Consider the following 23,984-nt stretch of genomic DNA (forward strand, 5'->3'; position numbering starts at 1 on the left):
AAAGCAAAAAAAAGCAAGAAAAAAAAGAGTAAAAAGCTTTAAAATTTTAAAAAACATAGGGCGGATTATATCAAAATTTATCTGCCTTTTGGTATAATCAAGCCTTTTTTGGAGAAAACTATGCCACTTTCAAAGTTAAATCAAGAGCAATACACCGCCGCAACTGCACCATCAGGACACAATCTAATCATAGCCTCAGCAGGCACAGGCAAAACCAGTACCATTGTTGCCCGTATCGCACATTTATTACACCAAGGCGTAAGCGCGGAAAAAATTTTACTACTTACATTTACAAACAAAGCTGCAAGCGAGATGATAGCTAGGTTGGGACGATACTTTGATAAGAGCTTAACTAGCAAGATAACGGCTGGAACTTTTCACTCTGTGTCTTTTACTTTGCTGAAAGCACTTGGAAAAAATATAGTCTTAAAGCAACCAAGTGAGCTTAAAATTTTGTTAAAAAGCCTTGTTGAGCGTAGAAAATTTTATCATCTAAGTGATGTAAAGCCTTATGGTGGAGCGTATTTGTACGATGTTTATTCACTTTATCAAAATACTGAAACTAAGCTTAGTTTTTATGAATACTTTAAACAAAAAAATGATGAACAAGCTGTTTATGCTGAAATTTACGATGATGTTTTGCGTGAGTTTGAGACAGAAAAGGAGAAATTCGGCTATGCTGATTTTAATGATTTGCTCATAAAAATGCGAAATGAATTAAATAGTGGAGTAAATTTAGCTTTTGATGAAATTTTAATTGACGAATATCAGGACACAAACACTTTACAAGGCTCATTGATTGATGCGTTTAACACAAAAAGTCTTTTTTGTGTTGGTGACTTTGATCAAAGCATTTATGCGTTTAATGGCGCAAATATCGAGATTATCGGTACCTTTAGCGAGCGTTTTAAGGACGCAAATATCTATGCTTTAAATATCAACTACCGTTCAAGCTCAAGTATATTAGCCCTTGCTAATAAGGTTATAGCAAATAATCCACGCTTGTACCCTAAAAACTTAATCGTAAGCCGTGAGGGCGAGTTTAAGCCACCGCGCCTACTAGTTTATAACGAACTAATCGAACAGTATGAAAATATCGCCGACATTATCTCGCTAAGCCCTTTACCGCGTGAAGATATAGCAGTCATCTTTCGTAACAACTCATCTGCAGATGGTGTTGAGATAGCACTTCGTGAGCGAGGCATAAGCTCAAAACGCAAGGGTAGTACTAGTTTTTTTGAAAGTAGGGAGATAAAAGCACTTATTGACATCATGGGTATCGTTGTTAATCCGCGTGATATAATGGCGTTTATACATATATTTGAGTATGCAAAAGGTATCGGAAGTGCCGTGGCAAAGGAGCTTTTTGATGCATTGATGAAGCTTGGGCATAAGAGTGTATTGGATGGAATTTTAAATCCAGATACAAGCGTAAATATCTCAAGTAACCGTGGGCGAAACTACCAGCTTGGGCTTTTTGACGATCTTGATGAATTTGGTGATACAACTAGGTTTTTAAACCTAGGATTTAGCCAAAATTTTATCTCACATCCAGCCTTAAAACTTCAAAAGCTTAGCGAAAATGGAGCAGAATTTCTTTATGAAGCGTATAGGCTTTTTGGCTCACTTTGTACGCAAAAAAGCCCAAATTTAGCTATAAACGAGATAAAAAATAGTAAAATTTATAATTTTATCGTCGATACGCTTGCCACAAAAAGAGCTACGCTTAAAAACGGTAGTGTTGATCCTATTTTATTTAATGAGTCAAAAGAGCGTATCATGCAAAAGGCTTGCTTGCTTGCTGAGATGAGTAAAAACTATAATGATATTAGTAAATTTTATAATTTTTTAACCCTTGGAAGCTCTGAAATGAGTCAAGGGCAGGGTGTAAATTTGCTTAGTGTGCATGCTAGCAAGGGGCTTGAGTTTGGTATTGTTTTTGTTGTTGATCTGGCACAAAACCGCTTTCCAAATTTAAAGCTCATGAATATGGGAGGCTCTTTGGATGAGGAGCGAAGGCTTTTTTATGTAGCAGTCACACGGGCAAAAGATGAGCTTTATCTAAGTTATGCGAAATTTGACAAGATAAAAAAAGTAAACTATCTACCAAGCTGCTTTTTGGTAGAGGCTGGCATGGCAAAGCCTGATATGGTTTAATAAAAGTAGTTTTGTAAATTTTAAAGATAAAGTCAGAGCTAAAGCCCTGACTTTTTGTTTTTTAGGTTCTAAATTCGCCAAGCTTGTGATTTAGCGCATCAGTCATCTTGTTTAGGTGCTCTGCTGCTGCGGCAATCTCTTGAACACTTCTTGCATTTTCGGTTGAAAGAGCGTTAATATTTGCGATATTTTCCATTATGCCATCAACGCTTTTACCTGTATTTATGAAGTCTTCTGTGGTTTTATCTGACATGCCAATAGCACCATTCATAGCATCACCCATGACTCTTATAGTCTCTTCGACATCGCTAGCGACTTTGGTTAGCTCTTGAATTTGTTTTGAGTTGCGCGTCATCTGTTCACTGCTATTGCTAATGGCTTGAACGATAACACTAATAGTAGCATTTATTTCAGTTAGCGAGCTTTGTGTGCGTTCAGCTAGCTTTCTAACTTCATCAGCAACCACGGCAAATCCTCTACCATGTTCACCAGCCCTTGCCGCTTCAATAGCTGCATTTAGTGCTAACAAATTTGTCTGATCTGCGATATCGTTTATCACATCAAGGACTGATTTTACTTGATCGGCGTCTTTGCTTAGCTGCTCGATCTTAAGTGCCATTTCACCTTCAATCTGGGCTGAGTTCATAATCTGTCTTGATAAATTTTGTATAGCGTGGTTTGCTGTCGCGATATATTCGCTTGCTTTTTGAAGGTCGCTTTTGCCAACTTTTGCTAGTTCAACAGAGTCTGACATGGTTGTTTGCATGTCTGAACACTTTTGAGTGGCAAGAGTTACCATTTCGGTTGATTCTTCAACTCGTTTGCCAGTTTGAAGTGAGGTGGAGCTTAGCTCGTTTGCGATAGAACTATTTTCTGATGAGAGGCTTTTTGCATTTGCGATAAGAACCCTTACTTTTTCGATAAAATCATTTATGGCGCTACTAGCTTGTGCTATCTCGTCTCTGCCTTTAACTTCAAGCTTTTTTGTTAGATCGCCATCTCCGCTTGATAGGTTTTTAGCTCTTATGATGAGTTCATTTAGTGGTTTGATGATAGAAAATTTTGAATACAACATCGTTAAAATAAGTGCGATTACAGCTATAACGACAGCTAGTATGATAAACATCATCAAATTTTCAGCTGCCATTTTTTCTTGGTGCTCTTCGGTTTCTGCGATGAGTTCATTTAGAGAATTTAATGATGTTGCCATAGCTATAACAAAATCTTCACCAGCTATCTTAATAGCCTGAGATAAGCCTAGTCTTTGCACATCTTCTCCGTCTATAGTTACGGTGTGTTCAACAAATTCATCAAGAGTGCTTGTTCTTATATACTCTTTAATAAATTTTACTCCGTGTTTGTCGGCTATTTCAAGTCCATTTTTGCCATTTAGTTCTGGCTGCTTTGGATGCATAACATAGGTACCGTCTGGCTTCATGACAAATGCATAACCTGTTTTGTATTTGCCAAAGACTATATTTTTAATATATTTAAATACGATATCATTAATAGTAACATCCTTGCTTTCGCCATCCTCTATATATGCTTTTTCTATTGCGCTAATGAAGTCCGTGTAAATTTTCATCTCATTTATTAAAGCAGTTTTTTGCTTATCCATAAGAGCATTATGTAACTCCTCTTTTGATTCGGTGATCATATCGCCCGAAAACTTGTGATTTAAAGCAACAAGGGCTACTAGCAAAACCGTTAGCGATGCTATAACCATCATGGTTACTTTACCTGATATTTTCATTTTAACTCCTTTGCTTGAAATTTTGTGTTTATTATTATACATCAAAATACTGAAAAAAAACAAATAATATAAAATTTTTTATGATTTTTTAATTTTTTGAGCAACTTTATACTTAGTTAAAGAGGAGCTTTGAACTGGTTGCAGAGGACGGATTTGAACCGCCGACCTTCGGGTTATGAGAACTATAGGTTGGACTGCTACAAGGCTTATAAGGCTAGGCTATACAAAATACAATTTTTACAAAAAACAAAAAAGATGCTGTGTTTTTCGTCTTTTTGGTTTTTACTTAGTTTTCAATCTTAAAACAAAAAAAGATGCAAGATAATACAAGGTTATCAAAAAGAGCGGTGGCGGTTTATAATCTTATGCGTAAAAGAGATAATGAAAATCTACTTAAACTCTTTGGCATGAGCCACTTAAACAATAATGAGTTTATCGACTACACAAAGACTAACGAAAAACAACTTACGCTAGTGTTTTTCTTTAGTGATAAAAGCTGTGAGAGCTATACTCTTGATAAAAAAGGATGGCTCATCGATTCGTCCGACAAAATAAATCAAAATTTTACACAAGGAGTGATTATGCGAGTTTGTATCGATGTTGATGCAGAGGATATACTACAAGAGTTAAAAGCCGATGATGTTTTGGATTATTTTGACATTTCAGAACTAATGCAAGCATACTATAAAAGACAACGAAATATGAAGGCAAAAGAGCGTGAATATAATGGGTGTTTTATAGCACAAAGCATAGAGCAAGACGCAACGGATGAGTTTTTAGGCTCATTGGCGTTTGCACTAAATGAGAATGTGGCAAAAAGACTAGTACAATACCTTAAAAACTACAAAAAGATAAAGGAGACAGAATGAATATAGGCTATTTTACCAACAGGCAATACACAGATGAGAGCAGCGGCAAGACGATAAACTTTATAGGTGGTAGTATAAATTTACCATTTTTAAACCCTATAAATGTAATCTTGTCGCCAACGAATGATGAAGAGTTGAAAAATAATACAAACTTGCCTATCTTTAAAATCTTGCTTTATAAAGGCAAGACTTGGCAAGGCTCTCAACAGGTTATAGGCGGAGTTTGGAACAATATAAGCAAAGATGGCAAACACTATCTAAGGGGACATATAGAAAGTCCAGTATTTAGCGGTGGTAGGCTGTATATAGCACTTTTTAAGCCGCAACAAGAGAGTAACTTGCTTTATGAAGTTGTATGGAGTGCGCCTATAAAATCGCAACAAAAACAAGATAGTGGCTATGCAAATACAGATATTGGTCAATATTATGATGGCGGTGGGTGTCCTTTTTAGTTTAATGATCTTTAGCGTTTCTTTTACGCAAGGACAAGGGGGCTTAAATTGCGAAGCCGCCCCCAAATCCTTGCACCCAATCCCCCCGCACGCTCAAAGTTGCTTCACTTCGTGAAGTTTTATTTTGACTTTGCGGACTAAATTAATGCAAACGAAGTTTGATCACCTTGCTCGTGCTAGGGGTGAGTGGGGGCTAGGGGGCGAGAGGGGAAGGCTTTGAAAGTAGCTCCCCTCTTGCCCACCATAATCTTAATGTTCTTTAGCGTGGCAACAAGTTACCACTAAGAACCAATACTAAAGTTATATTTTTGCTACTCGCAAAATAAATTAATGTTCTTTAGCGTTTGGCACAGCCAAACTAAGAACCAATACTAAAGACTTGTCCGACTTCGCGGACTATTTTTACCTACTTTTAACGGCGTAACAAAGTCACGCCTAAAGTAGCAAATACTAAAGACTTGTCCGACTTCGCGGACTAAATTAATGTTTTTTGGCGTTTAGTCAGATTTGCAAGATATATTAAATACAAAGGATAAACGAATGCAAGAGATACAAAGCACATCAAGGAGGGATAATTTTGAATGTCCTAATTGTTTAAGGGTATTTAATGCAGTGTCTGATCTGCAATTAACTTACGAGGCGTATCCTATACAAGGTGAATAAAGGAGTAAAAGATGAGTAGTCCAGATATACAAAAACAAAAAAAGGCACTTGATAAGATTGCTAAATTTAACAATTGTGCAAAGCAAAAGGCACTAAATAGTCTAAAAAAACTTGAAAAGAGTATGCAATTAGCCATGCATGATTTGCAAGAATACGGCGCAAAAGAAAATCCGCATGCACTTTTAAAAGTTCAGGAGCTTGCAGAGGTAAGGCAGATATGTTTAGAGTGGATACAATCCATTGACGAAGCACCAAGGAAAACGGATGATAGTTTAGCTAAAGAGCATATAAAAGACGAATTTAGTAATTTTCACCGTAAATATATAAAACAGATACTTAGCTTTTATGTGCCATCAATGCACGATGAGCAATTTGATTTTGTTTATAGTGGGTATTTAAAAGAGGGCTTTGATCTTTTAAATGAGCGGTTTTTTGAGCTTTGTGATGAGTATAATGAGATAGAAGGGGAGTAGATGGATAAAGCAGTGCTAGAGCCTTTAATAATCTCATCGCTTATTAGCTATCCTGAAAAATTTGATGAGTTTAGTAGAATCATAAAGCCATATCATCTAAGTAACGGCTATAGTGAGCTTTACACAGAGCTTATAGACTTAAGAAATGCTAATGAGATTATAGAGTTTGAAAAACTAGCCATTAGGGTGCAATATGACAAAGGGCTAACAAATCTACTTTTAAATGTTATCGCCCCTGTTAATCCTACGCCAAATATCATAAGCTATATACCAGAGCTAGAGCATAGCTACAAGATCAATCGCCAAAGACAGATAGCTAAAATGCTAACAGACAAGGCGGATGATGGCATAAGCGTTGATATAGATGACATAATGGCTTATGCTAAAGATGCACCGCATGAGTTTAGAAATTTTAAACAATGGGCAGAGTATATACAAAATTTGCCAGTCTTACCACGCTATCAAACAGGAGTTAGCTTTTTAGATATGGCATTTGGTGGCGGTATAGAGATGTCTCAGCTTGTCTTGCTTAGCGGTGAGCCTGAAGCCGGTAAGACTAGTATCGGAGTGCAGATACTTGAAAATGTATCGCAAGGGTTTAAAGCGGCGTTTTTTTGTTTTGAATTTACAGCAAGGCAATACATAACAGCAAAGTTACAGCAAGATCCAAAATTTTGCGAAAATGAAAATCTTTTTATCATCAACGAAGGCTACAATATAAACGAAGTGGCTGAAAATATAAGGGCTTTGCATAAGATGGGTGTAAAGTTTTTCTTAATAGATAGTCAAATGCGTATTGAAGTAAGTAAGGCTAGAAGCATGGAGGAAGAAGAGAGCGCGAAATTTTCAACTCTTGCAAAATTAGCACACTCGCTAGAGATAGTAATAATGCTAATAGTTCAAACCGCAAAGGGCGATCCAAATAACCCTATGGGTAGCAAAAAAGGCGGACATGAAAGCTCAATAACAATACGCATAGAGCATATAAAGCCAAGTGCTGACGATAAGAAAAATATGGAGTATGATCCAACAAAAAGGTTGCTTATCATAAAGAAAAATAAGCAAACTGGAAAGCACTTTAAAGAAGAGGTGGCGTTTGACCCTATAACAAGGCGGTTTAAGCGTGTGTATTTAACACAGGCAAAACCTCAAATAAAGGACTTTGAGGAGTAAAAAAATGAAATTTGTAAGATGGTTGATGCGGTTTTTTACTACTAGTAAAGAGGGATACATGGTAACAAATGTGAAATTTTATCTACAAAAAAGGATATAACAATGAGAGCAAGAGCAAAGAAAATAACAAAAAAAGTTTATGTGTGCAGTCCATATACGGCTATTTTAAACTTAGGTGGTGGGGCTACTATAAGAGTAGCAAGTGCAGCGCTTGAGTGTGCTAAAAAATACTATAATGATGATAGTGTCGAGCTTTTTTCGCCAGTTTTGGCAAATATGAGGAAGTGCAAAAATATTAGCTGGGATGAAGCGATGCAAATATGCTTTTTGCAGTTAAAGCAGTGTGATGAGATATTTATAACCTTTAATTGCATAAGTGATAGCGAGTATGTTAAAACCTCAAAAGGTGTTTATGCGGAGTTTTGCAAGGCTATAGAACAAGATATACCTATTGCAAGTGATACTCCTGAAGCGCTTGGGTATTTTTTACAAAAGGCACAAGATCAAGGCTTAGTATGAGTGGTGGTAAAGTACTAAATCTGTCTTGTGGTTTAGGTGAAAATAAAAAGCTTGGGATGGCGGTTGAAAATGATAGCCTTAAATAAGAGCCGCAAGCAATATATCGATGAAATTTTATCTATGCAAAAAGCTTGTGATGATATAGAAAATAACTTATGCGAACTTGACTTAATACTTCAAGCTTATTTGCAAAGAAAAAGCGAAGTATGCGTTAAGAGCCGCAAAAAACTAGCGCAAGTTTTAGAAATTTTAAAAGAGCTAAAGGGTGTAAATGATTCAAAATTTGGATGATTTTAAGGCGAGTATTGATATTTGTGATGTTATCTCAAGCTATTTACCACTTAAAAAAAATGGTGCAAATTTTAGTGCTGTTTGTCCTTTTCACGCTGACACAAAGCCATCTTTAATAATAAGCCCTTCAAAACAAATTTATCACTGTTTTGCTTGCGGAGCTGGTGGGGATGCAATAAGATTTGTAAGCGAATACAAAAAGCTAAGCTTTGAGGAGGCTTGCGAAGAGATAGCAGACAAAATAAATTTTACACTTATAAAAAGTAGTAGTGTAAATTCAAGCATTAAGGCAAAAGCTGATAATGAGCTTTTAGAATATGCCAAAGATAGCTACAAAAACGAGCTTTTTAAGGTCATGGGGTATATAAAAGAGCGTGGCATAAGTGATGAGATGGTGCAAAAATTTGAGCTTGGTTTTGGTATAGAGCTTGCAAATATAAAGCAAGAGGATAAAAAGCGTTTTGGTTTTTGGCTGTTTAATAACCGTCTAATCTTTCCTATAAAGCTACATACTGGGCGTGTTGTTGGCTTTGGTGGGCGAAGTCTTGATAAAAATGTTAATCCAAAATACACAAACAGCCCTCAAAGCAATGTTTTTAATAAATCTACTTTGCTTTATGGTCTTGATGTCGCAAAGCCTGAGATTATAAGAACAAAAGAAGTGGTGATATGTGAAGGCTATATAGATGTGATAATGGCACATCAAGCAGGGGTTAATAACGCTATTGCAACGCTTGGAACGGCTTTAACAAAAGAGCATTTAAGCCAGATAGTAAAATTTGGTGTAAAAATCACGCTATTTTTTGACAATGACAATGCAGGAAGGGCAGCTTGCTTAAAAGGTATAGAGCTGCTTTGTTTAAACCGTCTTTATGATAGCTATGTGATGGTGGTTAATACAAAATATAAAGATATAGCTGATATGGTAAAAAATGGTGAGAGCGACAAGCTGCTAAACGCCAAAAAAGAGCCGATAATAAAATACTATATAGATTATATCATGCAAGGCTTTTTTGACTTGGCAATAGAGTCTAGAATGCAAAAAGTAGCAAATTTAAAAAGATTTATAAACTCTATAGATGATAGCTTTTTAAAGCGTGAATACAAGGCTTACGCAACGCATACTTACGAACTTAATGAAAACTCTTTAGATATGCCAGCTAGAGTTAAGCAGGCTATATTAAACAGATATGACCCTATCGAGGCAGCACTTATAAAATTTATGGCGCTAAACCCTGAGAATAAAAGCTATGTTACTGAGTTTTTGACAGTTGATGAGTTTGAAACAACAAAAGAGGCTTTTCGTGCGGTTATAAGTGATACTACTTCAGTAGCATTAAGGGAGGTCCTTTTGTACCAAACACCTGAAACTAATATGCAAGTAGCAGTTAGGACACTGTATGCTAAAAAGCTAAAACGGCTTTTATCTGAGGCTATAAAAAGGAGAAATTTTAAAGAAATTTCTCAAGTAAGAGCTATGATAAGGAGATTTAATGAATAAAGATATGCTTAAAAAAATGCTTGCTCAAAGAGAACTAGCAAGACGAAGCCTAAAAGCACACTTAGAGTATAAATTTCAATACTATTACAAAAAACCACTACTTAACAATTGGCATATTGACTACATGTGCGAAGCACTTGAAGCGGTGCTAAGAGGCGAGGAAACAAGGCTAATGCTAAATATACCGCCAAGTTATGGCAAAACAGAGCTTATAGGTAGGACATTTATCCCTTATGGTATCGGTAAAAATCCAGCTCATAAGTTTATTTATACCTCTTACGGCGATGAACTAAGCGTACAAACAAGTGATGAAGCAAGGACATACTTTAAGAGCAAAGAATTTTTAAATATCTTTGCACATGAAAATTTAACCACAGATCAAGCAAGTCATTGGCGACTTCCGCAAGGTGGTGGATTATATGCTACTACTATCGGCGGAGCGGTTACTGGATTTCACGCTCATACGATAATAATTGATGATCCGATGAAGGCAAGTGAAGCTACAAGCGTGGCGGTGCGAAAAAAGGTAAGCAATTATTTTAGTGGCTCACTTTTAAGCCGTCTTGATGAGACCGCAGATAAAAAGGCAAGTATCGTAATAATAATGCAAAGACTTCATAAAGATGATCTTTGCGGAGAGCTTTTAAAAGAGCATGGCAACCAGTGGCTGCATATAGGGCTTCAAGCCCTAAACGATAAGCCAAAGACATACTCTTACGGTAATTTTATATACGAAAGAGCACAAAACGAGCCGTTATTTGCTGCAAAGCATAATTTAGCTGACTTAGAGGCTAAAAAGGTGCAGATGGGACTGGCTGAGTTTAGCTCACAAATGCAACAAGACCCAAGCGAAAGCGATGGAGGTGTATTTGATCAAAGTTTATTAAGCGGGATAAATGATTATGAATTGCCTGAACTTAGTGAGTATATATTTGTTGATGCTAGTGAAAGTGTAAAATCAACTAGCGATGATAGGGCTATAGTGTGTGAAGGCTGGGCAATAGATGAGCTAGAAAGAGAACTTTGTGTAATGCTTGATTGTTTTCATGGTAAGTGGGAAGAGGATGAGTTTTGTGATAAGATGATAGACATGATGATCGCACATCCAAAAGCTCCGCTTTACATCGAAGCAGCAGGAGGCGGAATAACAGCACATCGCTTACTAATGAAAAAGGTAACGGCTGTAAATGCAAAGTTTAGAAGTGAGGGCAAAGAGACGATAAAAAATCCTATCTTTAGCTTTACGCCGCGTAAAGACATAAGCAAAAATGCTAGTATCATGTCTATGCTTAGTTATTACAATGTCGGACAACTAAAGGTAAGAAACAACGCAAGAGGCTTAGAGCAGATAAAAAAAGAGTTTAAAAAATTTAACCCTGAAAAAACTTCAAATGAGGATAACTGTTTAGATGCACTTTGTAAGGGATTTGTGTTAAATGGTGTCGTGTCACCCAAAAAGATGACAGATAAAAAGCCACTAGAAAATAATAGATATGCACTAAAACGGACATGGCGGATATGAATTTGATTATCTTGCTACTTTAGGCGTGACCTTGTTACGCCGCTAAAAGTAGGTAAAAATAGTTTTGCAAAGTCAAAATAAAACTTCACTAAGTGAAGCAACTTTGAGCGTGTGGGGGGGGGATTGGGTGCAAGGATTTGGGGGCGGCTTCGCAATTTAAGCCCCCTTGTCCTTGCGTAAAAGAAACGCTAAAGAACATAAAAATAAAAAGGAGTTAATAAAATGGCTTTTAAAGGTGATAAAGAGAGTATTAGAACATATTACGAGACGCATTTTTACGAGGTTAAGGATGTAGCTGAGAAATTTAAAATTTCAGCTAGAACTCTTTATGATTGGATAAAAAAGGAGGACTGGAAGCAAGGCAGATTTGCTAAAACTGGTAATGATGTAATACAAAGCGAACTAGTGCAAACGGCAATGGCTAGTAAGCTTGATTATGCAAAGCAAAGCGTAGCAAGACAGATAAAACAAGGCTTTGATGAATTGGGCGTGGAGTGTAGTGATGATATCGTCCAAACAAGGGCTGATGAAATGCTACTTGAAGCGATGAGTGCTAGTTTTATAAATAAGTCAATGGCTGAAATAGCAGTCCTTGCAAAGGCAAATTTAAAGCAGATGGTAAATCATGGAGTAAAGCCTGAAAAGATAATTTCAGCTAGTAAGGATGTGATGAATGTATATGCAACGCTTAAGCAAAGCATACATGGCAAAGAGCCTACAAATGTGATAAATATAGCAAATTTTAACAGCTCGGCAAGTATGGCGGATATGGCAAGTCTTAGCGATGATGAGCTAAGAAATTTAATTATAGAAGCAGAGGCTAAAGATGAGCAATAGACCAAGTCACTATAAAAAGCATTTTAAAAAGCCAAGAGAGAGACAAATAATGCTTTCTTTAAATGGCGAAATTTTAAAACAAATAGAGTATATAGCATGGTTTGAAAATCAAACAAGAGCAAGGATAATTGAAGCAGCTATAAGATTTTATTTTTTAAAAAAGGCAAAGGGGCAAAATGAAGCATATATCAAAAGCAAAAAATGCTACAAAACGAATAAAATTTCCACTACCACCAAGCTTAAATACAAAAATAAAAAAAGAAGCCAGAAAGCTAAAGATGAGTTATACAGCCTTTTTTAATATGGCTTATGGCGAGTTTTTAGAGTGTGCGAAAAAAGAAAATTTGTTTTTTACTTAATGTTCTTTAGCGTTTAGCACAGCCAAACTAAGAACCAATACTAAAGACTTGTCCGACTTTGCGGACTAAATTTTATGTTCTTTAGCGTGGTAACAAGTTACCACTAAGAACCAATACTAAGTTCGCGGACTAAATTAATGCAAACGAAGTTTGATCACCTTGCTCGTGCTAGGGGTGAGTGGGGGCTAGGGGGCGAGAGGGGAACGCTTCGAAAGTAGCTCCCCTCTTGCCCACCAATCTTAATGTTCTTTAGCGTGGTAACAAGTTACCACTAAGAACCAATACTAAAGTTATATTTTTGCTACTCGCAAAATAAATTAATGTTTTTAGCGTTTAATATTTAAGGGAAGTTGTGTATAATTGCGCTAGAGGTTAGGCTAGAGGGTCGGACCTCCAGCCTAAATTATGCCTCAGAAAGTGAGGTGATTTTAGTGCTTTTAAAAATCTCAGTGGCTATTATACTACTTTGTATGATCATAGTCAAGGCTTACTAAGCCTAGCCCCTTTTTAGGGGCTTTGAGTTTTTAAATGCCCTCTAGCCCTTGCTTCCTCTTTTACCTACTTTTTATTTTTACCTACTTTTTATTTTTACCTACTTTTAGCGGCGTAACAAAGTCACGCCTAAAGTAGCAAATACTAAAGCTATGTCCGACTTCGCGGACTAAATTTTATGTTCTTTAGCGTGGTAACAAGTTACCACTAAGAACCAATACTAAGTTCGCGGACTAAATTTATGCAAACGAAGTTTGATCACCTTGCTCGTGCTAGGGGTGAGTGGGGGCTAGGGGGCGAGAGGGGAACGCTTCGAAAGTAGCTCCCCTCTTGCCCACCATAATCTTAATGTTCTTTAGCGTTTCTTTTACGCAAGGACAAGGGGGCTTAAATTACGAAGCCGCCCCCAAATCCTTGCACCCAATCCCCCCCCCGCACGCTCAAAGTTGCTTCACTTCGTGAAGTTTTATTTTGACTTTGCGGACTAAATTTGTGTCCTTTTTTTTAAATTTAACTTATGTTATCGTTCCTGAAATTTCAAATGAAAGGATAGGCATGCCAGAAAATGAAGAAGTGCAAAACGAGTCTGAATTACAACAAACGCCATCGCAAGAGCAAGTTGATGAGTTTGACACAGTCTCGGACGAAGAGGCGCTAAAACTAGCACAAGAGGAACTAGAGCAAAGCAGAAACGCAATTGATGCTGGATTTGCAAAGTTTATGAGTGAAAATTTAAGCCCTGAGCTTGAGGAGTTGTTTTTCAGTGATAAAGAGCAGTTCTTTTTAAAAGTTGAAGAGCAAAAAGAGCTATTTATAGAAGAGCAATTAGGCGGTAAGGTCAAAACCATCAATGAGCTAAATTTAAAAATTAGAGACAAAGTGCAAAATAGAGATATTGCCAATGCTAAAAAAGAGTTTTTAAAAGCTCATCCTGACGCTGACTTTAATGCAATGAGTGAGTTTTTTGAAAACGAAACAACCAAAAAGCAAAGGGAGGAGATACTGTCTTTACCTGCTTTACAGGGTTATGAGAAAGTTTATGAGTTAATGGGTGGCGGTGCTAAGAGTGAAAAACTACCACAACAATTAGAGGGTAGCTTTACGCAAGATAGCGGGATGAGCGGGCTTGATGAATACATCCCAGCATTTAGAAGATAATAAGGAGTTTAAAAATGCCGATTAGATGGAATGCTATATATGATGATAAATCTGTGCAAACACAGGTGGCAAAAGAGATAGAAAAAGGCTACTGGCTAGAGAGTAAGCTAGATCCTTTTATAGGCACTGGTAAAAATAGAATTTTGCGTGTGTATCCTCGCAAAGGTATTGAGCCGTTTCGTCCTCGTATTAAGGATAAGTTGCGTGGAGATGGCATAAAAGGAAATACAAATTTTGATGCTAATCAAGACAATATGGAGATATTTAGCTATACAATACAGCCTGAAGTAGTTGGCAACTCACTTGAAAGCGATATAATCCATTATGATGATTTAAGAAATATCGACTTTGCAAAAGAGGCGGTGGAGAGCTTACAAGACTGGATGAAGGACTATGTAAGTGCATCTGTGTTTGCTAATATAGTAAATAACTTTACAAATGTTGTTGCAGCAAAAGCAACAGATGGCTATCAAGATACTACAGCAAAGAGTGTAAAAGAGCTTTGCGGTAAAATCACAAAAGATGATAAGCTAAGCGTTAAGACTATACAAAGAGCCATTAGCATGGCAAGGCGTGGCTATAAGTATGATGGTACTACGACATTTCCTATCCGTCCTTTTGGCTTTGAGGCTGAAACAAAACAGGGTATAAAGTATTTTAGGTCTACATATATACTTTTTGTATCTGGAGAACAAGCTGAGCAGCTAAAGCAAGACAAAGAGTGGCAAGAGATGCAAAAACAAGCAGGAGCAAGGGGAGAGGATAATAATATCTTTACAGGTTGCATTGGTTCGATAGAAGGCTGCGTCGTGATAGATATGGGTAGCTGGACAGATTACGAGGTAGGACTTCCATCATCTGGATTTAATCAAGCTAAATTTGAAAGTCATATTGAGATAGGCAGAGAAGCTGGTAAGTTAGCTGATTATGGTGGTAAGTCTAGTGTTGAGACTAGTATCGGTGTGCTTTTAGGGGCTAGTGCGTTATGTATAGGAATGAATGAGACGCCTACTTTATACATTGACAAGTCTCACGATATGGGGCGTAAAATCCGTGTAGGTATAGATAAGATTTTGGGCATTTCAAAGGCTGTTTATGAGCCACATGAAAGAGCTTCAGTGTCGCCTTACAAAGGGCAAGATTACGGCGTAATCGGCATCATATCGGCAAAATAAGGAGTAAGAAATGAGACAAAATATACATCAAATAGGATATTTAATAAACAATGAATACGATGTAGCAGAACTTGGCAAAAATAAAGTTGTTGCCTCTTTGCCAAAAGGCGCAATCGTGCTAAGCGTGGCGGTTGAAGTGCTAGAAACCAGCAAGGCTACAAATTTTAAACTTGGTATTAATGGCACAGATAATTATTTTATCGATAGTGCAAAAGGGTTATTTAGCGCAAAAGCGACTATTGTCAGCGAAAAGCAAAATTTTAAAGTGCTTAAAGATACTTCAGTGATAATAGATGTAACAGGTGCAAATAGTGCAGATACTGGAAAAATAGCTGTAAGAGTGCATTACTTTACGCCATCGGTGTATTTTACAGAGATGTAGTTTGTTTTATTTAAATCGTGAAGTATCGCACAGCAAAGCGAGACAAACAGAACCAAACATTAATCCAGTCCGCGAAGTCGGACAAGTCTTTAGTATTGGTTCTTAGTGGTAACTTGTTACCACGCTAAAGAACATAAATTTAGTCCGCAAAGTCAAAATAAAACTTCACGAAGTGAAGCAACTTTGAGCGTGCGGGGGGATTGGGTGCAAGGATTTGGGGGCGGCTTCGCAATTTAAGCCCCCTTGTCCTTGCGTAAAAGAAACGCTAAAAACATTGATTTATTTTGCGAGTAGCAAAAATATAACTTTAGCATTGGTTCTTAGGCGTGACTTTGTTACGCCGCTAAAGAACATAAATTTAGTCCGCGAAGTCGGACAAGTCTTTAGCATTGGTTCTTAGGCGTGACTTTGTTACGCCGCTAAAGAACATAAAAAAAAGGAAAAAACAGGAATGATAAAAGTTAGGGATATAATTTTACTTGTTAAATCAAGACTTAGAACTGAAGACCCAAAAAAAGCTGATTTTGATAAAATTTTAAGCGATGCGGAGCTAGTAAGTTATGTAAATATGGCTTATCTTACTATCGCTTCACAGCTTCACCTTTTTAAAAACAGCTTAAAATTTGAACTAAACGGCTCTAAAATTTATCCCTTTCCTCATGATATATTAACGCCACTTGCCGTTTTTATAAATGGTAGGCAAATACCCATAAAAAGCTTAGATAGCGTTATAAGCTTTAATGAGTTAAGTGCTAGTTTTATAAATGAAGGCATAATGCTAAATAAGGAGCTAAAAACTGGTGAGCTAATGTTAATTTACAATAGCTTTAAAAGGATAAACGATATAGATGACGAGCTTTATCTTAAGGAGTATTGCACTGAATGCGTTGTGTTTTATGTGATGTATCTAGCGTTGCAAAAAGAGCAGCGTGTAGATAGCTTACAAAAATCAAGATATTATTACAATAATTTTAAAATAGAGCTTGAAAAAATCGCACAAATTTACGAAGGATACTCTGAGAGTAAAAAGATTAGGACAAAATACCTAAAGGTATAAATATGAGCTTAGCACTACAAAAATTTAAAGATAGATTTAACGAACTTGATACGCTTTACATGCAAAGCGAGATATTTCAACAATCAAAAGAGAGCTTTGAAGCTGGACTTGAAAGGTTTATGTTTAGCGAACAAGAAAAGGCGATGGCTTATGCGGACTTTATGTCAAAAGCATTTAGTGCGATACTAACAACTGCAACAGAAGCAACGCTAAGACTAGGGCTAAGCTATGAGCAAGAGATCACAGAAAACGCAAAAAGAGAACCTGAGATAAGCGCACTAAATGAGCAGGTCCTAAAACTAAGGATAGACCAAGAATTAGGACTAGCCAGCAAGGCTTTAACTTTAGCACAAAATAGTAATGAGAATTTACGAAAACTTGAGCTAGAAGCTACAATAAGGTTAAAAGAGCAACAATTGCTTGGTACATATATATCAAATGTTGCAGAGAATGAAAAGCGCAAAGTACTTATAAAAACGGCAAACGATAATGCGATCATTAAGCGTGGAGAGCATTTAAATAACTATTTAAAGGTTTTAAGCGATGATAAGGATTTTAATATCAGAAATGAAAACCTGCATACTTTAGTAAAAGACAATGTGCTATCTATAGGAACAAATCCGCTTAAAGAAGAGAGTATAGCTATCACAAAGCCAGACTTAATGCCAATAGATTTAAGCAGCGCAACAAATGCAGACAAACTCACAACTGCTCCAATAGTAAGGATAATATCAAGCAATGAGCCAAAGCAAAACGAACTAACGCACTTTTACTGCTTGATAGCTGGAGCGGACCAAAAAACAATAAAATTTACTTGGACGATAGAAGGTGACAGCTACACAGCACAAAAGGTTATGCATAAATTTAGCACCAAAGGCAAGCAAGAAATAGTTTGTGAAATCAACATTAATGGTGAAATTTACACCCAAAAAGAGAGTATAAATGTTAAATGAGTTTTTAGAGAAGGTTAATGAAATAGTCTTTTGTGTGGGTGGAGATAAGGTAGGGCTTGATGATAGTTTAAATAAAGCTGGGCTTGATAGTTTTGCGTGGTTAGAATTTTGGCTTGAGCTTGATGAGTATTATCCTTTAAATTTTACGCAAGAGTATATAAATAGCCTTGATTACAGCAAGACAACTTTTGGCGATATAGCCAAAAAATGCTTAGCTAGAGAGTAAAAGCTATGTTTGCTTTGCCTTATGTATTTAGCGATGAAAAACTATTTTACATACAGCCTTTAAAAAAACGCGATCTTAATGAGTGCTTTAAAATAGTTTCAAAGCGATATAACCAAAGAAATTTAAAGCAAAATATGAATAGCTACATAAATGCTGGTAATGCGGTAGGTGTAAAAGATAGCGGTAAGCTTATCGCCTTTGCTTTTTGGTTTATTGGTCAAAATGGTGTAAGTCTAACTCATTTTTATATAGATGAGTTTTACCGCAAAAAGCCATTTTGGCTATGGTTTTATACTCAGATACTCTTAAACTTTGAAGGTAAAAGAGTCTTTGTACATTCAAAAGATGTTTGGGAGTATAAAAGCATGGCAAAGCCAACTAAGACAAAAGATGAATACGAGATAGTTTTACCAAATTTAAAGGTAGTGCAATGGGTAAAGCCGTAAAAGCAGTAGGTAAAGCAATCTCAAAAGCAGTAGGGCATACGATAAAGGTACCGTTAAAGACGATCGGAGAAATTACAGGTCGTCCGCTTATACTTATCGGCGATAAGATAGGTGGTAGGGTAGGACAGATAATAAAACAAACTGGCAAACTTGCAGTAAATGTGACAAAGTATCTAGGTCAAGCAGCGGCAAATATACCAAAAGGCGCAATCCAAGGGCGCAAACAGTTAATAAAGCAAGGAGTGGTAAATAGCCTTAAAGGTGGTGTAGGTGTTGTTGCTGGTGTAGTTAGTGCTTGGACACAGCAATACTGGGCTTTGGCTGCGGTTGCGGTGTATTTTGATACATTGACAAACAATGGGGGGCTAACTTACGCAAATTTAAACGCGTTGGGCAGCTTAGAAAAAGCTGTTTTAAACTCACAACATATTAAAAAACATATAGATGAAATTTATGCTGGAGTGGCAGCGATATCAAATATCATCACATACTATTACGCTACACTTGGTATAGGTAGTATGGTCGCACCAGTTGTAAGCTCATATGTGCCAGCGTGGCTAAGCACTGCTTTTAGTGTCGCTGGGATGACATATAGTGGCTACTCAATATATAGCACGGCAAAATATATAGCAGACACAAACGAAAGATATCGTAAGCTTTATGAAGAGTATATGGACCATTATAACAAGTGGCTTAATGCTGTAGCTAGTGCAAACGAGATATTTTATAATATCATAACAAGTACTGAAATGTATCGGTATTTTGCGGGTGGGGATATGTATAACTCGACTATGGCTGGAGAGTTTAAGTATGCTCCGCTAACAGTAAATGAACCATACGCCTACATCCTAAGCTATCCAAAAATAGACAGAGACGAATACGAAGAGATAAACAGTTTTGTAACGGGTAGGCTGTATGAAAATATGGCAGGAAATGAGATGTACAATCACTCAGTAGATGCTCAAATGAAATGGTAATAAATAAGAAAGGATAAAAAATGGATGAGTTTGATATAAAAAGGCTAGGTAAAAAGCAGTGGGGCGCTGAGTATATGATAGATGCGCCAAGCCTTACGCCGCCAGCTATGCCAAATAATACTTCAGCATTTGCAGGGATGGGGGAGTTTGGGGCTAATACAAATAGCATAATGTTTAATAAAGATATGCAAAAGGGCTTTGATATGGGTAAAACTGCAGGAGCTGGGGCTGGTATGGGTATGCTAGATAAGGCAAACTCTTATCTTGGTATAGCTGGTTCAGTGCTTAGTGGTGTAGGCTCGGTTTATGATGCCATAGCTAAGAAAAGGTATCAAGATAAGATATTTAAAGCTGAAAAAAATCGCGTAAATAGACAAATTTCACAAGAAAATCAAGCTTCAGGCATACTAACAAATGTTTGGAAATAAATAAAATAGTGTCCTTTTTTTGCCGCTACTTTTAAAGTAACATACAAAATAAAAGGAAGTTCTAATGCGTAATGTAATCTTTGAAAGTAGTGGTTTATTAAAACTTTTTAACCCATACTGCATACTTTTAAAACAGATACAAGTATCACAAGGCATAAATGCACTACAAATAAATAAGCATGGCGAATATTATGAATTTGATAGCGTGAAATTTTATCTATTAGATGGCGAAGGTGATATAAGCTTTAAAGAGTGTCTAGACTTGCCACGCGCACAAGATATAAAGCCGTACTTTTCAAAGCTGCATGATAGAGGCGAGGCGATGTTGCCTGATCCAAATTTTGAACATGATGCGGATAGATTTATGATGAGAAAAAGTGAGCCGTTTTTTGATGAGCAGACAAAAAAGGCGGTGATTTGCTTTTTAAAAACAATGGACCTATACACTAAAAACAACAAAAAAATAGCAGATATAAAAGAGTGCTTTATACTAAATAAATTTTACGCCGATAAAGTAAGAATGCACTATAAAAAAAGAATGGAGAATAAAAATGAGAGATAAAGTAGATATTAGACAGCTAGATGAATTTACTAAGATGATTGATTATTTAATCGATCATTATGAGGAGGTTTTAAGTCTTGATATTGAAGGGATTGCTAAAACCAAAACTGAAATTTTAGAAGCTAAAAATGCAGTTGATACAATAAAACAGCAGGTAGAACAAATGGTACGCGTAAGTGCTGAGCTTAACAAAGTAAAGCAGATGGTAGAGCTTTTAGAAGAGTTAAAAGATGGCGAAAAGCGCATAAATGAGCTTTTAAAAAACATTAAAGCTCCTAATGTAGAAACAAGTGCCACCATAAACGATACCGCCCCTTCACCAAACACAACCTATAGCTCAAATAAGATAGGTGAGCTTTTAGGGCAGCTAAAACAAAGCATACAAGAGCTACTGCCTAAAAATACCATAACAACTAATGATGAGGGTAAGATAGATAAGTCGGTAATACCAGAGCTAAATAAAAGCGATATTGGTTTATCAAATGTCGATGATACGGCTGATATTAATAAACCTATCTCAACAGCTACGAGGCAGGCACTAGATGCAAAGCTTGGCAAGGATGAAATAGCTAGCGATAGCACAAAGCTAGGAGGTAAGCTAGCTAGCCAGTACATCACAAAACAAGAGCTAAAAACAGAGTTAAAGACTGATACATATAAAGGCGTAAGGATATTTTCTCGTCTTAGCAGTGTGCCTTATCAGTGGTTTTATCAAGAAGTTACAAGGGATGCTAGCACAAATGAGATAATAAAGTATGGTGATATATTTTGCAAAGGTGCGGTAGCGTATTCTGCACAAACGCCATATGCTGTGTCTTATGATAGATATGCTGATTTTATGCGTGTATCTTTGCCATATAATGAGGAGTGTGTAGAGCTAGTATCAAGCACTGGACAATATAGCAACGCTTTTGTCATAGCTAAGCTAAAAGCAAAGCCTTATATATATGTTTGGGGCTATAATGGCTATGGACAACTAGGAGCAGGTCATACAAATGTTATAAATGTTCCTAAAAAGATAGAATTTAATGCTAATGTCAAAGAGGTATGGTCCTACATGGCACAAACTACAGCTTGCGAATGCACAGTCTGGGTCCTTTTAGAAAATGATGAGCTTTATGTTTGCGGACATAATGGCAATGCAGAGCTAGGCATCGGTACAACGGTAAATAGCTCTAAATTTATAAAAAGCTCACTTAGTGGTAAGGGTATAGTTAGGGTATTTGTAAGTGCTGGGCTAACTAGCTTTGTAGTTACAAGGGCTAAAAGTGGGTTAAGGGATAGATATGATGTTTGGGGATGTGGATATAATCAGTTTGGCTCACTTGGAGTTAGTGGCACAAATAAGACTTCATGGATAGAGGTAGTAAAAGATGTCCAAAGCTTTGAGGCTGATGAGTATGGCAACTATCCAAGCTCTTCAGGCAATAGCTATCATGATTGTGCGTGGTATATAAAAGATGGTAAGGCTTATGCGGCTGGGCTTGTTGATGGTATGGTTAAATTTGGTGTTGGCTCTAATCAAAGAAACAGACCCTATGAGGCTATAAAAAGAACTGATGGCACTGAGTTTGAGGGTGTAAAATGGGTGCATATATTTAACTACAGACTAGGTATGCTACTAACTAATGATGGTAAGCTATTTTTAAACAATAATGAAGATATAAGCGCTACTTTAGTTGGGCTAAATGGTGAAGTTTTAAGAAATAAAGGCTGGCAGCTTTACGCTAATAATGTAAAAGAGGTAAAGATACTCTCTCAAAGGTATTACTACTACTATAATGCTTTGCTTATCTTAAATGATGGCTCTTGCTATCATATAAGCAACTCATCAAATATAAGAAGCTATGGTGGGGCAAATCTAACAGTGTCTAATCCTAGCCTAACTGATAAGACAAACGCTTACAGTGCGCAAAATAATACATTAGTAAAGATATCAGATGCAAAGCTTGATATGCCAATACCTTACTCTAATAAGCTTGAGTTTGGCGCATACCCTATAAGTGATAGTTCAGACCTTGAGCTACAAAGTATATTTATCTGTGATGGTAAAAAAATATATAGTAATGGTACTGCAAATGCATCTTATACAACACTTATAAATAGCAATAGCTTAAGTCCGTTAAATTTAGCAAACACAGGAGAAAGATAATGAAATACTACATAGCAGACCCACTAGATACAAGGTGGAATGATGTAGAGTTTAGCTTTATTGGGGCGATAAATGGTAAAACATATGTAAGCTCGCAAGCAAATATAACCTTTACAAAGGCTGTTAAGCTACCAGATGAGCTTAAAAAAGAGCCAAACCCTGATGAAATTTTAGTAAAACTAAAGGCTGAGTTTATAAAAGCAGTAGATAATATACTTGATAGTGAGGCTAAGAAAAAAGGATATGACAATATAGTTACAGCAAGAAGTTACGCTGGATATGACAATGCTTTTAGGGCTGAGGGTGAAGCATTTGGTAGATGGAGTGCTGAAGTTTGGAAGTGGGCTTATACATTGCAAGACAAAGTAGAAAAAGGACAGATGGATATAAGCAAGCTAAGGGTAGAAAATGTGCTTAAAGATATGCCAAAACTAGAGCTTCAAAGCAAAGAATAAAGACAATGGACCTATTTATAAATATCACCCCTGCTACCAGCATCAAGCACAATAACAGCGATAATTTCGCCGTTTGCATTAATGCTAAAAATAATGCGATATTTGCTAATTCTCATGCGATAAATCGGCTCATTAGTGCCAGCAAGAGCTTTTATATCAACCTTATCACCTTTAGCAAATTTGGTGATATTTTGTATAAATTTAGCCCTTATGTCCTCGTGTTTAAAAAAGAATTTATCGGCTTTTTTAGTAAAGCTAATGTTTATATTCATAACTTAATATTAACCTTGCTAGATATGCTTAAATCATCATCACTTAAAGCGTTTAAACCGTCCATTATCTCTTTGCTCTCTTTGGGGTCTAGCTTTGTAATGTTGTTTAGGCGAAAAGATAGCGATTGCTTTTCTTTTTCGATTTTTAAAGCGATAGCAGAGCGTATAAAAGAGGCAAAGCTATCTTTTGTAATGTCTGTAACCTCTTTAAGCTGCTTAAAGAGGGTGTCATCAAGTTTTAAAGAGTATGTTTTCATAATATGCCTTTATATAAGAGTATATACTGCTATATTATCAAAACAACTTAAAAAGGAGATAAAATGCTAAAACTACTCACAGCCTACATAGCTAAACTCTTTACTAAAAAGGTGCTAGATAAAAACAAAGGCGAGATAGTTAAAATCTCTCGTCCAGTATTAAAGCCATATGATAAGGATAGGTTCGAGCTGGTGGCGGATTATGAGATTTGTTTAAAGGATTGTGAATTTTATATGCAGGTGACAAGGGGGCTTAAATTGCGAAGCCGCCCCCTTATCCCTGCACCCAATCCCCCATCACGCTTTCAAGGGGCGGATATAGCCGATAAATCGGCATCCGCTGACTATGCAAAAATAACCATCCCAAAGGGCTATAAAACAAATGGCGCGGATATACCTCGTATGTTTTGGCCACTCTTTGCA

Annotated in this window: 26 protein-coding genes and 1 pseudogene; 24 read left to right on the forward strand and 3 right to left on the reverse strand. The window is 36.7% G+C overall.

The annotated features are described in order from the left end of the window. Window positions 1–120 precede the first annotated feature (120 nt). The gene (locus tag U5B17_RS02725) at window positions 121–2,157 is read left to right on the forward strand and encodes an ATP-dependent helicase (RefSeq protein WP_430803821.1); all 2,037 of its coding nucleotides are present in this window, start codon (window positions 121–123) and stop codon (window positions 2,155–2,157) included. A gap of 61 nt (window positions 2,158–2,218) precedes the next feature. On the opposite strand, the gene U5B17_RS02730 is transcribed toward U5B17_RS02725, so the two are convergent. Then, window positions 2,219–3,910 carry a methyl-accepting chemotaxis protein gene (locus U5B17_RS02730; RefSeq protein WP_430803822.1) on the reverse strand — a complete coding sequence of 564 codons (1,692 nt, stop codon included), beginning with the start codon at window positions 3,908–3,910 and terminating at the stop codon, window positions 2,219–2,221. Window positions 3,911–4,224: 314 nt separating this feature from the next. Between U5B17_RS02730 and U5B17_RS02735 the strand changes: the two genes are divergently transcribed. The 22 genes from U5B17_RS02735 (at window position 4,225) to U5B17_RS02840 (ending at window position 23,032) form a co-directional block, all read left to right on the forward strand. Further along, window positions 4,225–4,779, forward strand: coding sequence for a hypothetical protein (locus U5B17_RS02735; RefSeq protein WP_430803823.1), 555 nt, complete (start codon window positions 4,225–4,227; stop codon window positions 4,777–4,779). Beyond that, the gene (locus U5B17_RS02740) at window positions 4,776–5,231 is read left to right on the forward strand and encodes a DUF736 family protein (RefSeq protein ID WP_430803824.1); all 456 of its coding nucleotides are present in this window, start codon (window positions 4,776–4,778) and stop codon (window positions 5,229–5,231) included. Before U5B17_RS02735 ends, U5B17_RS02740 begins: the two co-directional genes overlap by 4 nt. A 674-nt stretch (window positions 5,232–5,905) precedes the next feature. Then, window positions 5,906–6,367 carry a hypothetical protein gene (locus U5B17_RS02745; protein WP_430803825.1) on the forward strand — a complete coding sequence of 154 codons (462 nt, stop codon included), beginning with the start codon at window positions 5,906–5,908 and terminating at the stop codon, window positions 6,365–6,367. Next, window positions 6,368–7,540, forward strand: coding sequence for an ATPase domain-containing protein (locus U5B17_RS02750; RefSeq protein WP_430803826.1), 1,173 nt, complete (start codon window positions 6,368–6,370; stop codon window positions 7,538–7,540). Window positions 7,541–7,642: 102 nt separating this feature from the next. Then, a complete protein-coding gene (locus U5B17_RS02755) occupies window positions 7,643–8,059 on the forward strand; it encodes a hypothetical protein (RefSeq protein ID WP_430803827.1) in 417 nt (138 codons plus the stop codon). Between the two features lie 69 nt (window positions 8,060–8,128). Continuing rightward, window positions 8,129–8,350, forward strand: a complete 222-nt coding sequence (locus tag U5B17_RS02760; RefSeq protein WP_430803828.1) for a hypothetical protein — start codon at window positions 8,129–8,131, stop codon at window positions 8,348–8,350. Then, the gene (gene dnaG, locus U5B17_RS02765; protein ID WP_430803829.1) at window positions 8,331–9,851 is read left to right on the forward strand and encodes a DNA primase; all 1,521 of its coding nucleotides are present in this window, start codon (window positions 8,331–8,333) and stop codon (window positions 9,849–9,851) included. The genes U5B17_RS02760 and dnaG overlap by 20 nt, the downstream gene beginning before the upstream one ends. Next, window positions 9,844–11,373 carry a hypothetical protein gene (locus U5B17_RS02770; RefSeq protein ID WP_430803830.1) on the forward strand — a complete coding sequence of 510 codons (1,530 nt, stop codon included), beginning with the start codon at window positions 9,844–9,846 and terminating at the stop codon, window positions 11,371–11,373. The genes dnaG and U5B17_RS02770 overlap by 8 nt, the downstream gene beginning before the upstream one ends. A 222-nt stretch (window positions 11,374–11,595) precedes the next feature. Further along, a complete protein-coding gene (locus U5B17_RS02775; protein WP_430803831.1) occupies window positions 11,596–12,210 on the forward strand; it encodes a helix-turn-helix domain-containing protein in 615 nt (204 codons plus the stop codon). A 176-nt stretch (window positions 12,211–12,386) separates the two neighbouring features. Next, the gene (locus U5B17_RS02780; RefSeq protein ID WP_430803832.1) at window positions 12,387–12,569 is read left to right on the forward strand and encodes a hypothetical protein; all 183 of its coding nucleotides are present in this window, start codon (window positions 12,387–12,389) and stop codon (window positions 12,567–12,569) included. A gap of 984 nt (window positions 12,570–13,553) precedes the next feature. Continuing rightward, complete coding sequence (locus U5B17_RS02785; protein ID WP_430803833.1) at window positions 13,554–14,219, forward strand: hypothetical protein; 666 nt, start codon at window positions 13,554–13,556, stop codon at window positions 14,217–14,219. Window positions 14,220–14,233: 14 nt separating this feature from the next. Further along, entirely contained in the window at window positions 14,234–15,394 is a 1,161-nt protein-coding gene (locus tag U5B17_RS02790; protein ID WP_430803834.1) for a phage capsid family protein, read from the forward strand. A gap of 10 nt (window positions 15,395–15,404) precedes the next feature. After that, window positions 15,405–15,776, forward strand: coding sequence for a hypothetical protein (locus U5B17_RS02795; protein ID WP_430803835.1), 372 nt, complete (start codon window positions 15,405–15,407; stop codon window positions 15,774–15,776). 451 nt (window positions 15,777–16,227) lie between these two features. Next, a complete protein-coding gene (locus U5B17_RS02800; RefSeq protein WP_430803836.1) occupies window positions 16,228–16,833 on the forward strand; it encodes a hypothetical protein in 606 nt (201 codons plus the stop codon). 2 nt (window positions 16,834–16,835) lie between these two features. Beyond that, entirely contained in the window at window positions 16,836–17,786 is a 951-nt protein-coding gene (locus U5B17_RS02805) for a hypothetical protein (protein WP_430803837.1), read from the forward strand. Then, the gene (locus tag U5B17_RS02810; protein WP_430803838.1) at window positions 17,776–18,012 is read left to right on the forward strand and encodes a hypothetical protein; all 237 of its coding nucleotides are present in this window, start codon (window positions 17,776–17,778) and stop codon (window positions 18,010–18,012) included. Before U5B17_RS02805 ends, U5B17_RS02810 begins: the two co-directional genes overlap by 11 nt. A gap of 5 nt (window positions 18,013–18,017) precedes the next feature. Continuing rightward, window positions 18,018–18,458 carry a hypothetical protein gene (locus U5B17_RS02815; protein WP_430803839.1) on the forward strand — a complete coding sequence of 147 codons (441 nt, stop codon included), beginning with the start codon at window positions 18,018–18,020 and terminating at the stop codon, window positions 18,456–18,458. Next, a complete protein-coding gene (locus U5B17_RS02820; RefSeq protein ID WP_430803840.1) occupies window positions 18,443–19,435 on the forward strand; it encodes a hypothetical protein in 993 nt (330 codons plus the stop codon). The genes U5B17_RS02815 and U5B17_RS02820 overlap by 16 nt, the downstream gene beginning before the upstream one ends. Window positions 19,436–19,455: 20 nt before the next feature. Further along, window positions 19,456–19,863, forward strand: coding sequence for a hypothetical protein (locus U5B17_RS02825; protein WP_430803841.1), 408 nt, complete (start codon window positions 19,456–19,458; stop codon window positions 19,861–19,863). 64 nt (window positions 19,864–19,927) lie between these two features. After that, entirely contained in the window at window positions 19,928–20,425 is a 498-nt protein-coding gene (locus U5B17_RS02830; RefSeq protein WP_430803842.1) for a hypothetical protein, read from the forward strand. Beyond that, on the forward strand, window positions 20,415–22,577 hold the full coding sequence (locus tag U5B17_RS02835; protein WP_430803843.1) for an RCC1 domain-containing protein: 2,163 nt from the start codon (window positions 20,415–20,417) through the stop codon (window positions 22,575–22,577). Before U5B17_RS02830 ends, U5B17_RS02835 begins: the two co-directional genes overlap by 11 nt. After that, the gene (locus U5B17_RS02840; RefSeq protein WP_430803844.1) at window positions 22,577–23,032 is read left to right on the forward strand and encodes a hypothetical protein; all 456 of its coding nucleotides are present in this window, start codon (window positions 22,577–22,579) and stop codon (window positions 23,030–23,032) included. The genes U5B17_RS02835 and U5B17_RS02840 overlap by 1 nt, the downstream gene beginning before the upstream one ends. 11 nt (window positions 23,033–23,043) lie before the next feature. On the opposite strand, the gene U5B17_RS02845 is transcribed toward U5B17_RS02840, so the two are convergent. After that, a complete protein-coding gene (locus U5B17_RS02845) occupies window positions 23,044–23,304 on the reverse strand; it encodes a type II toxin-antitoxin system RelE family toxin (RefSeq protein ID WP_430803845.1) in 261 nt (86 codons plus the stop codon). Continuing rightward, window positions 23,301–23,561, reverse strand: coding sequence for a hypothetical protein (locus U5B17_RS02850; protein WP_430803846.1), 261 nt, complete (start codon window positions 23,559–23,561; stop codon window positions 23,301–23,303). The genes U5B17_RS02845 and U5B17_RS02850 overlap by 4 nt, the downstream gene beginning before the upstream one ends. A 63-nt stretch (window positions 23,562–23,624) precedes the next feature. Here U5B17_RS02850 and U5B17_RS02855 point away from each other — a divergent pair. Next, window positions 23,625–23,984: pseudogene (locus U5B17_RS02855) on the forward strand (hypothetical protein); the annotation flags it as partial.

It is taken from the genome of Campylobacter australis (assembly GCF_050586305.1).
Taxonomy (GTDB): domain Bacteria; phylum Campylobacterota; class Campylobacteria; order Campylobacterales; family Campylobacteraceae; genus Campylobacter_A.

Coding starts and splice junctions, on each gene's coding strand:
- U5B17_RS02725 (WP_430803821.1), top strand. CDS start 121: ATGCCACTTTCAAAGTTAAATCAAGAGCAATACACCGCCGCAACTGCA.
- U5B17_RS02730 (WP_430803822.1), bottom strand. CDS start 3,910: ATGAAAATATCAGGTAAAGTAACCATGATGGTTATAGCATCGCTAACG.
- U5B17_RS02735 (WP_430803823.1), top strand. CDS start 4,225: ATGCAAGATAATACAAGGTTATCAAAAAGAGCGGTGGCGGTTTATAAT.
- U5B17_RS02740 (WP_430803824.1), top strand. CDS start 4,776: ATGAATATAGGCTATTTTACCAACAGGCAATACACAGATGAGAGCAGC.
- U5B17_RS02745 (WP_430803825.1), top strand. CDS start 5,906: ATGAGTAGTCCAGATATACAAAAACAAAAAAAGGCACTTGATAAGATT.
- U5B17_RS02750 (WP_430803826.1), top strand. CDS start 6,368: ATGGATAAAGCAGTGCTAGAGCCTTTAATAATCTCATCGCTTATTAGC.
- U5B17_RS02755 (WP_430803827.1), top strand. CDS start 7,643: ATGAGAGCAAGAGCAAAGAAAATAACAAAAAAAGTTTATGTGTGCAGT.
- U5B17_RS02760 (WP_430803828.1), top strand. CDS start 8,129: ATGATAGCCTTAAATAAGAGCCGCAAGCAATATATCGATGAAATTTTA.
- dnaG (WP_430803829.1), top strand. CDS start 8,331: ATGATTCAAAATTTGGATGATTTTAAGGCGAGTATTGATATTTGTGAT.
- U5B17_RS02770 (WP_430803830.1), top strand. CDS start 9,844: ATGAATAAAGATATGCTTAAAAAAATGCTTGCTCAAAGAGAACTAGCA.
- U5B17_RS02775 (WP_430803831.1), top strand. CDS start 11,596: ATGGCTTTTAAAGGTGATAAAGAGAGTATTAGAACATATTACGAGACG.
- U5B17_RS02780 (WP_430803832.1), top strand. CDS start 12,387: ATGAAGCATATATCAAAAGCAAAAAATGCTACAAAACGAATAAAATTT.
- U5B17_RS02790 (WP_430803834.1), top strand. CDS start 14,234: ATGCCGATTAGATGGAATGCTATATATGATGATAAATCTGTGCAAACA.
- U5B17_RS02795 (WP_430803835.1), top strand. CDS start 15,405: ATGAGACAAAATATACATCAAATAGGATATTTAATAAACAATGAATAC.
- U5B17_RS02800 (WP_430803836.1), top strand. CDS start 16,228: ATGATAAAAGTTAGGGATATAATTTTACTTGTTAAATCAAGACTTAGA.
- U5B17_RS02805 (WP_430803837.1), top strand. CDS start 16,836: ATGAGCTTAGCACTACAAAAATTTAAAGATAGATTTAACGAACTTGAT.
- U5B17_RS02810 (WP_430803838.1), top strand. CDS start 17,776: ATGTTAAATGAGTTTTTAGAGAAGGTTAATGAAATAGTCTTTTGTGTG.
- U5B17_RS02815 (WP_430803839.1), top strand. CDS start 18,018: ATGTTTGCTTTGCCTTATGTATTTAGCGATGAAAAACTATTTTACATA.
- U5B17_RS02820 (WP_430803840.1), top strand. CDS start 18,443: ATGGGTAAAGCCGTAAAAGCAGTAGGTAAAGCAATCTCAAAAGCAGTA.
- U5B17_RS02825 (WP_430803841.1), top strand. CDS start 19,456: ATGGATGAGTTTGATATAAAAAGGCTAGGTAAAAAGCAGTGGGGCGCT.
- U5B17_RS02830 (WP_430803842.1), top strand. CDS start 19,928: ATGCGTAATGTAATCTTTGAAAGTAGTGGTTTATTAAAACTTTTTAAC.
- U5B17_RS02835 (WP_430803843.1), top strand. CDS start 20,415: ATGAGAGATAAAGTAGATATTAGACAGCTAGATGAATTTACTAAGATG.
- U5B17_RS02840 (WP_430803844.1), top strand. CDS start 22,577: ATGAAATACTACATAGCAGACCCACTAGATACAAGGTGGAATGATGTA.
- U5B17_RS02845 (WP_430803845.1), bottom strand. CDS start 23,304: ATGAATATAAACATTAGCTTTACTAAAAAAGCCGATAAATTCTTTTTT.
- U5B17_RS02850 (WP_430803846.1), bottom strand. CDS start 23,561: ATGAAAACATACTCTTTAAAACTTGATGACACCCTCTTTAAGCAGCTT.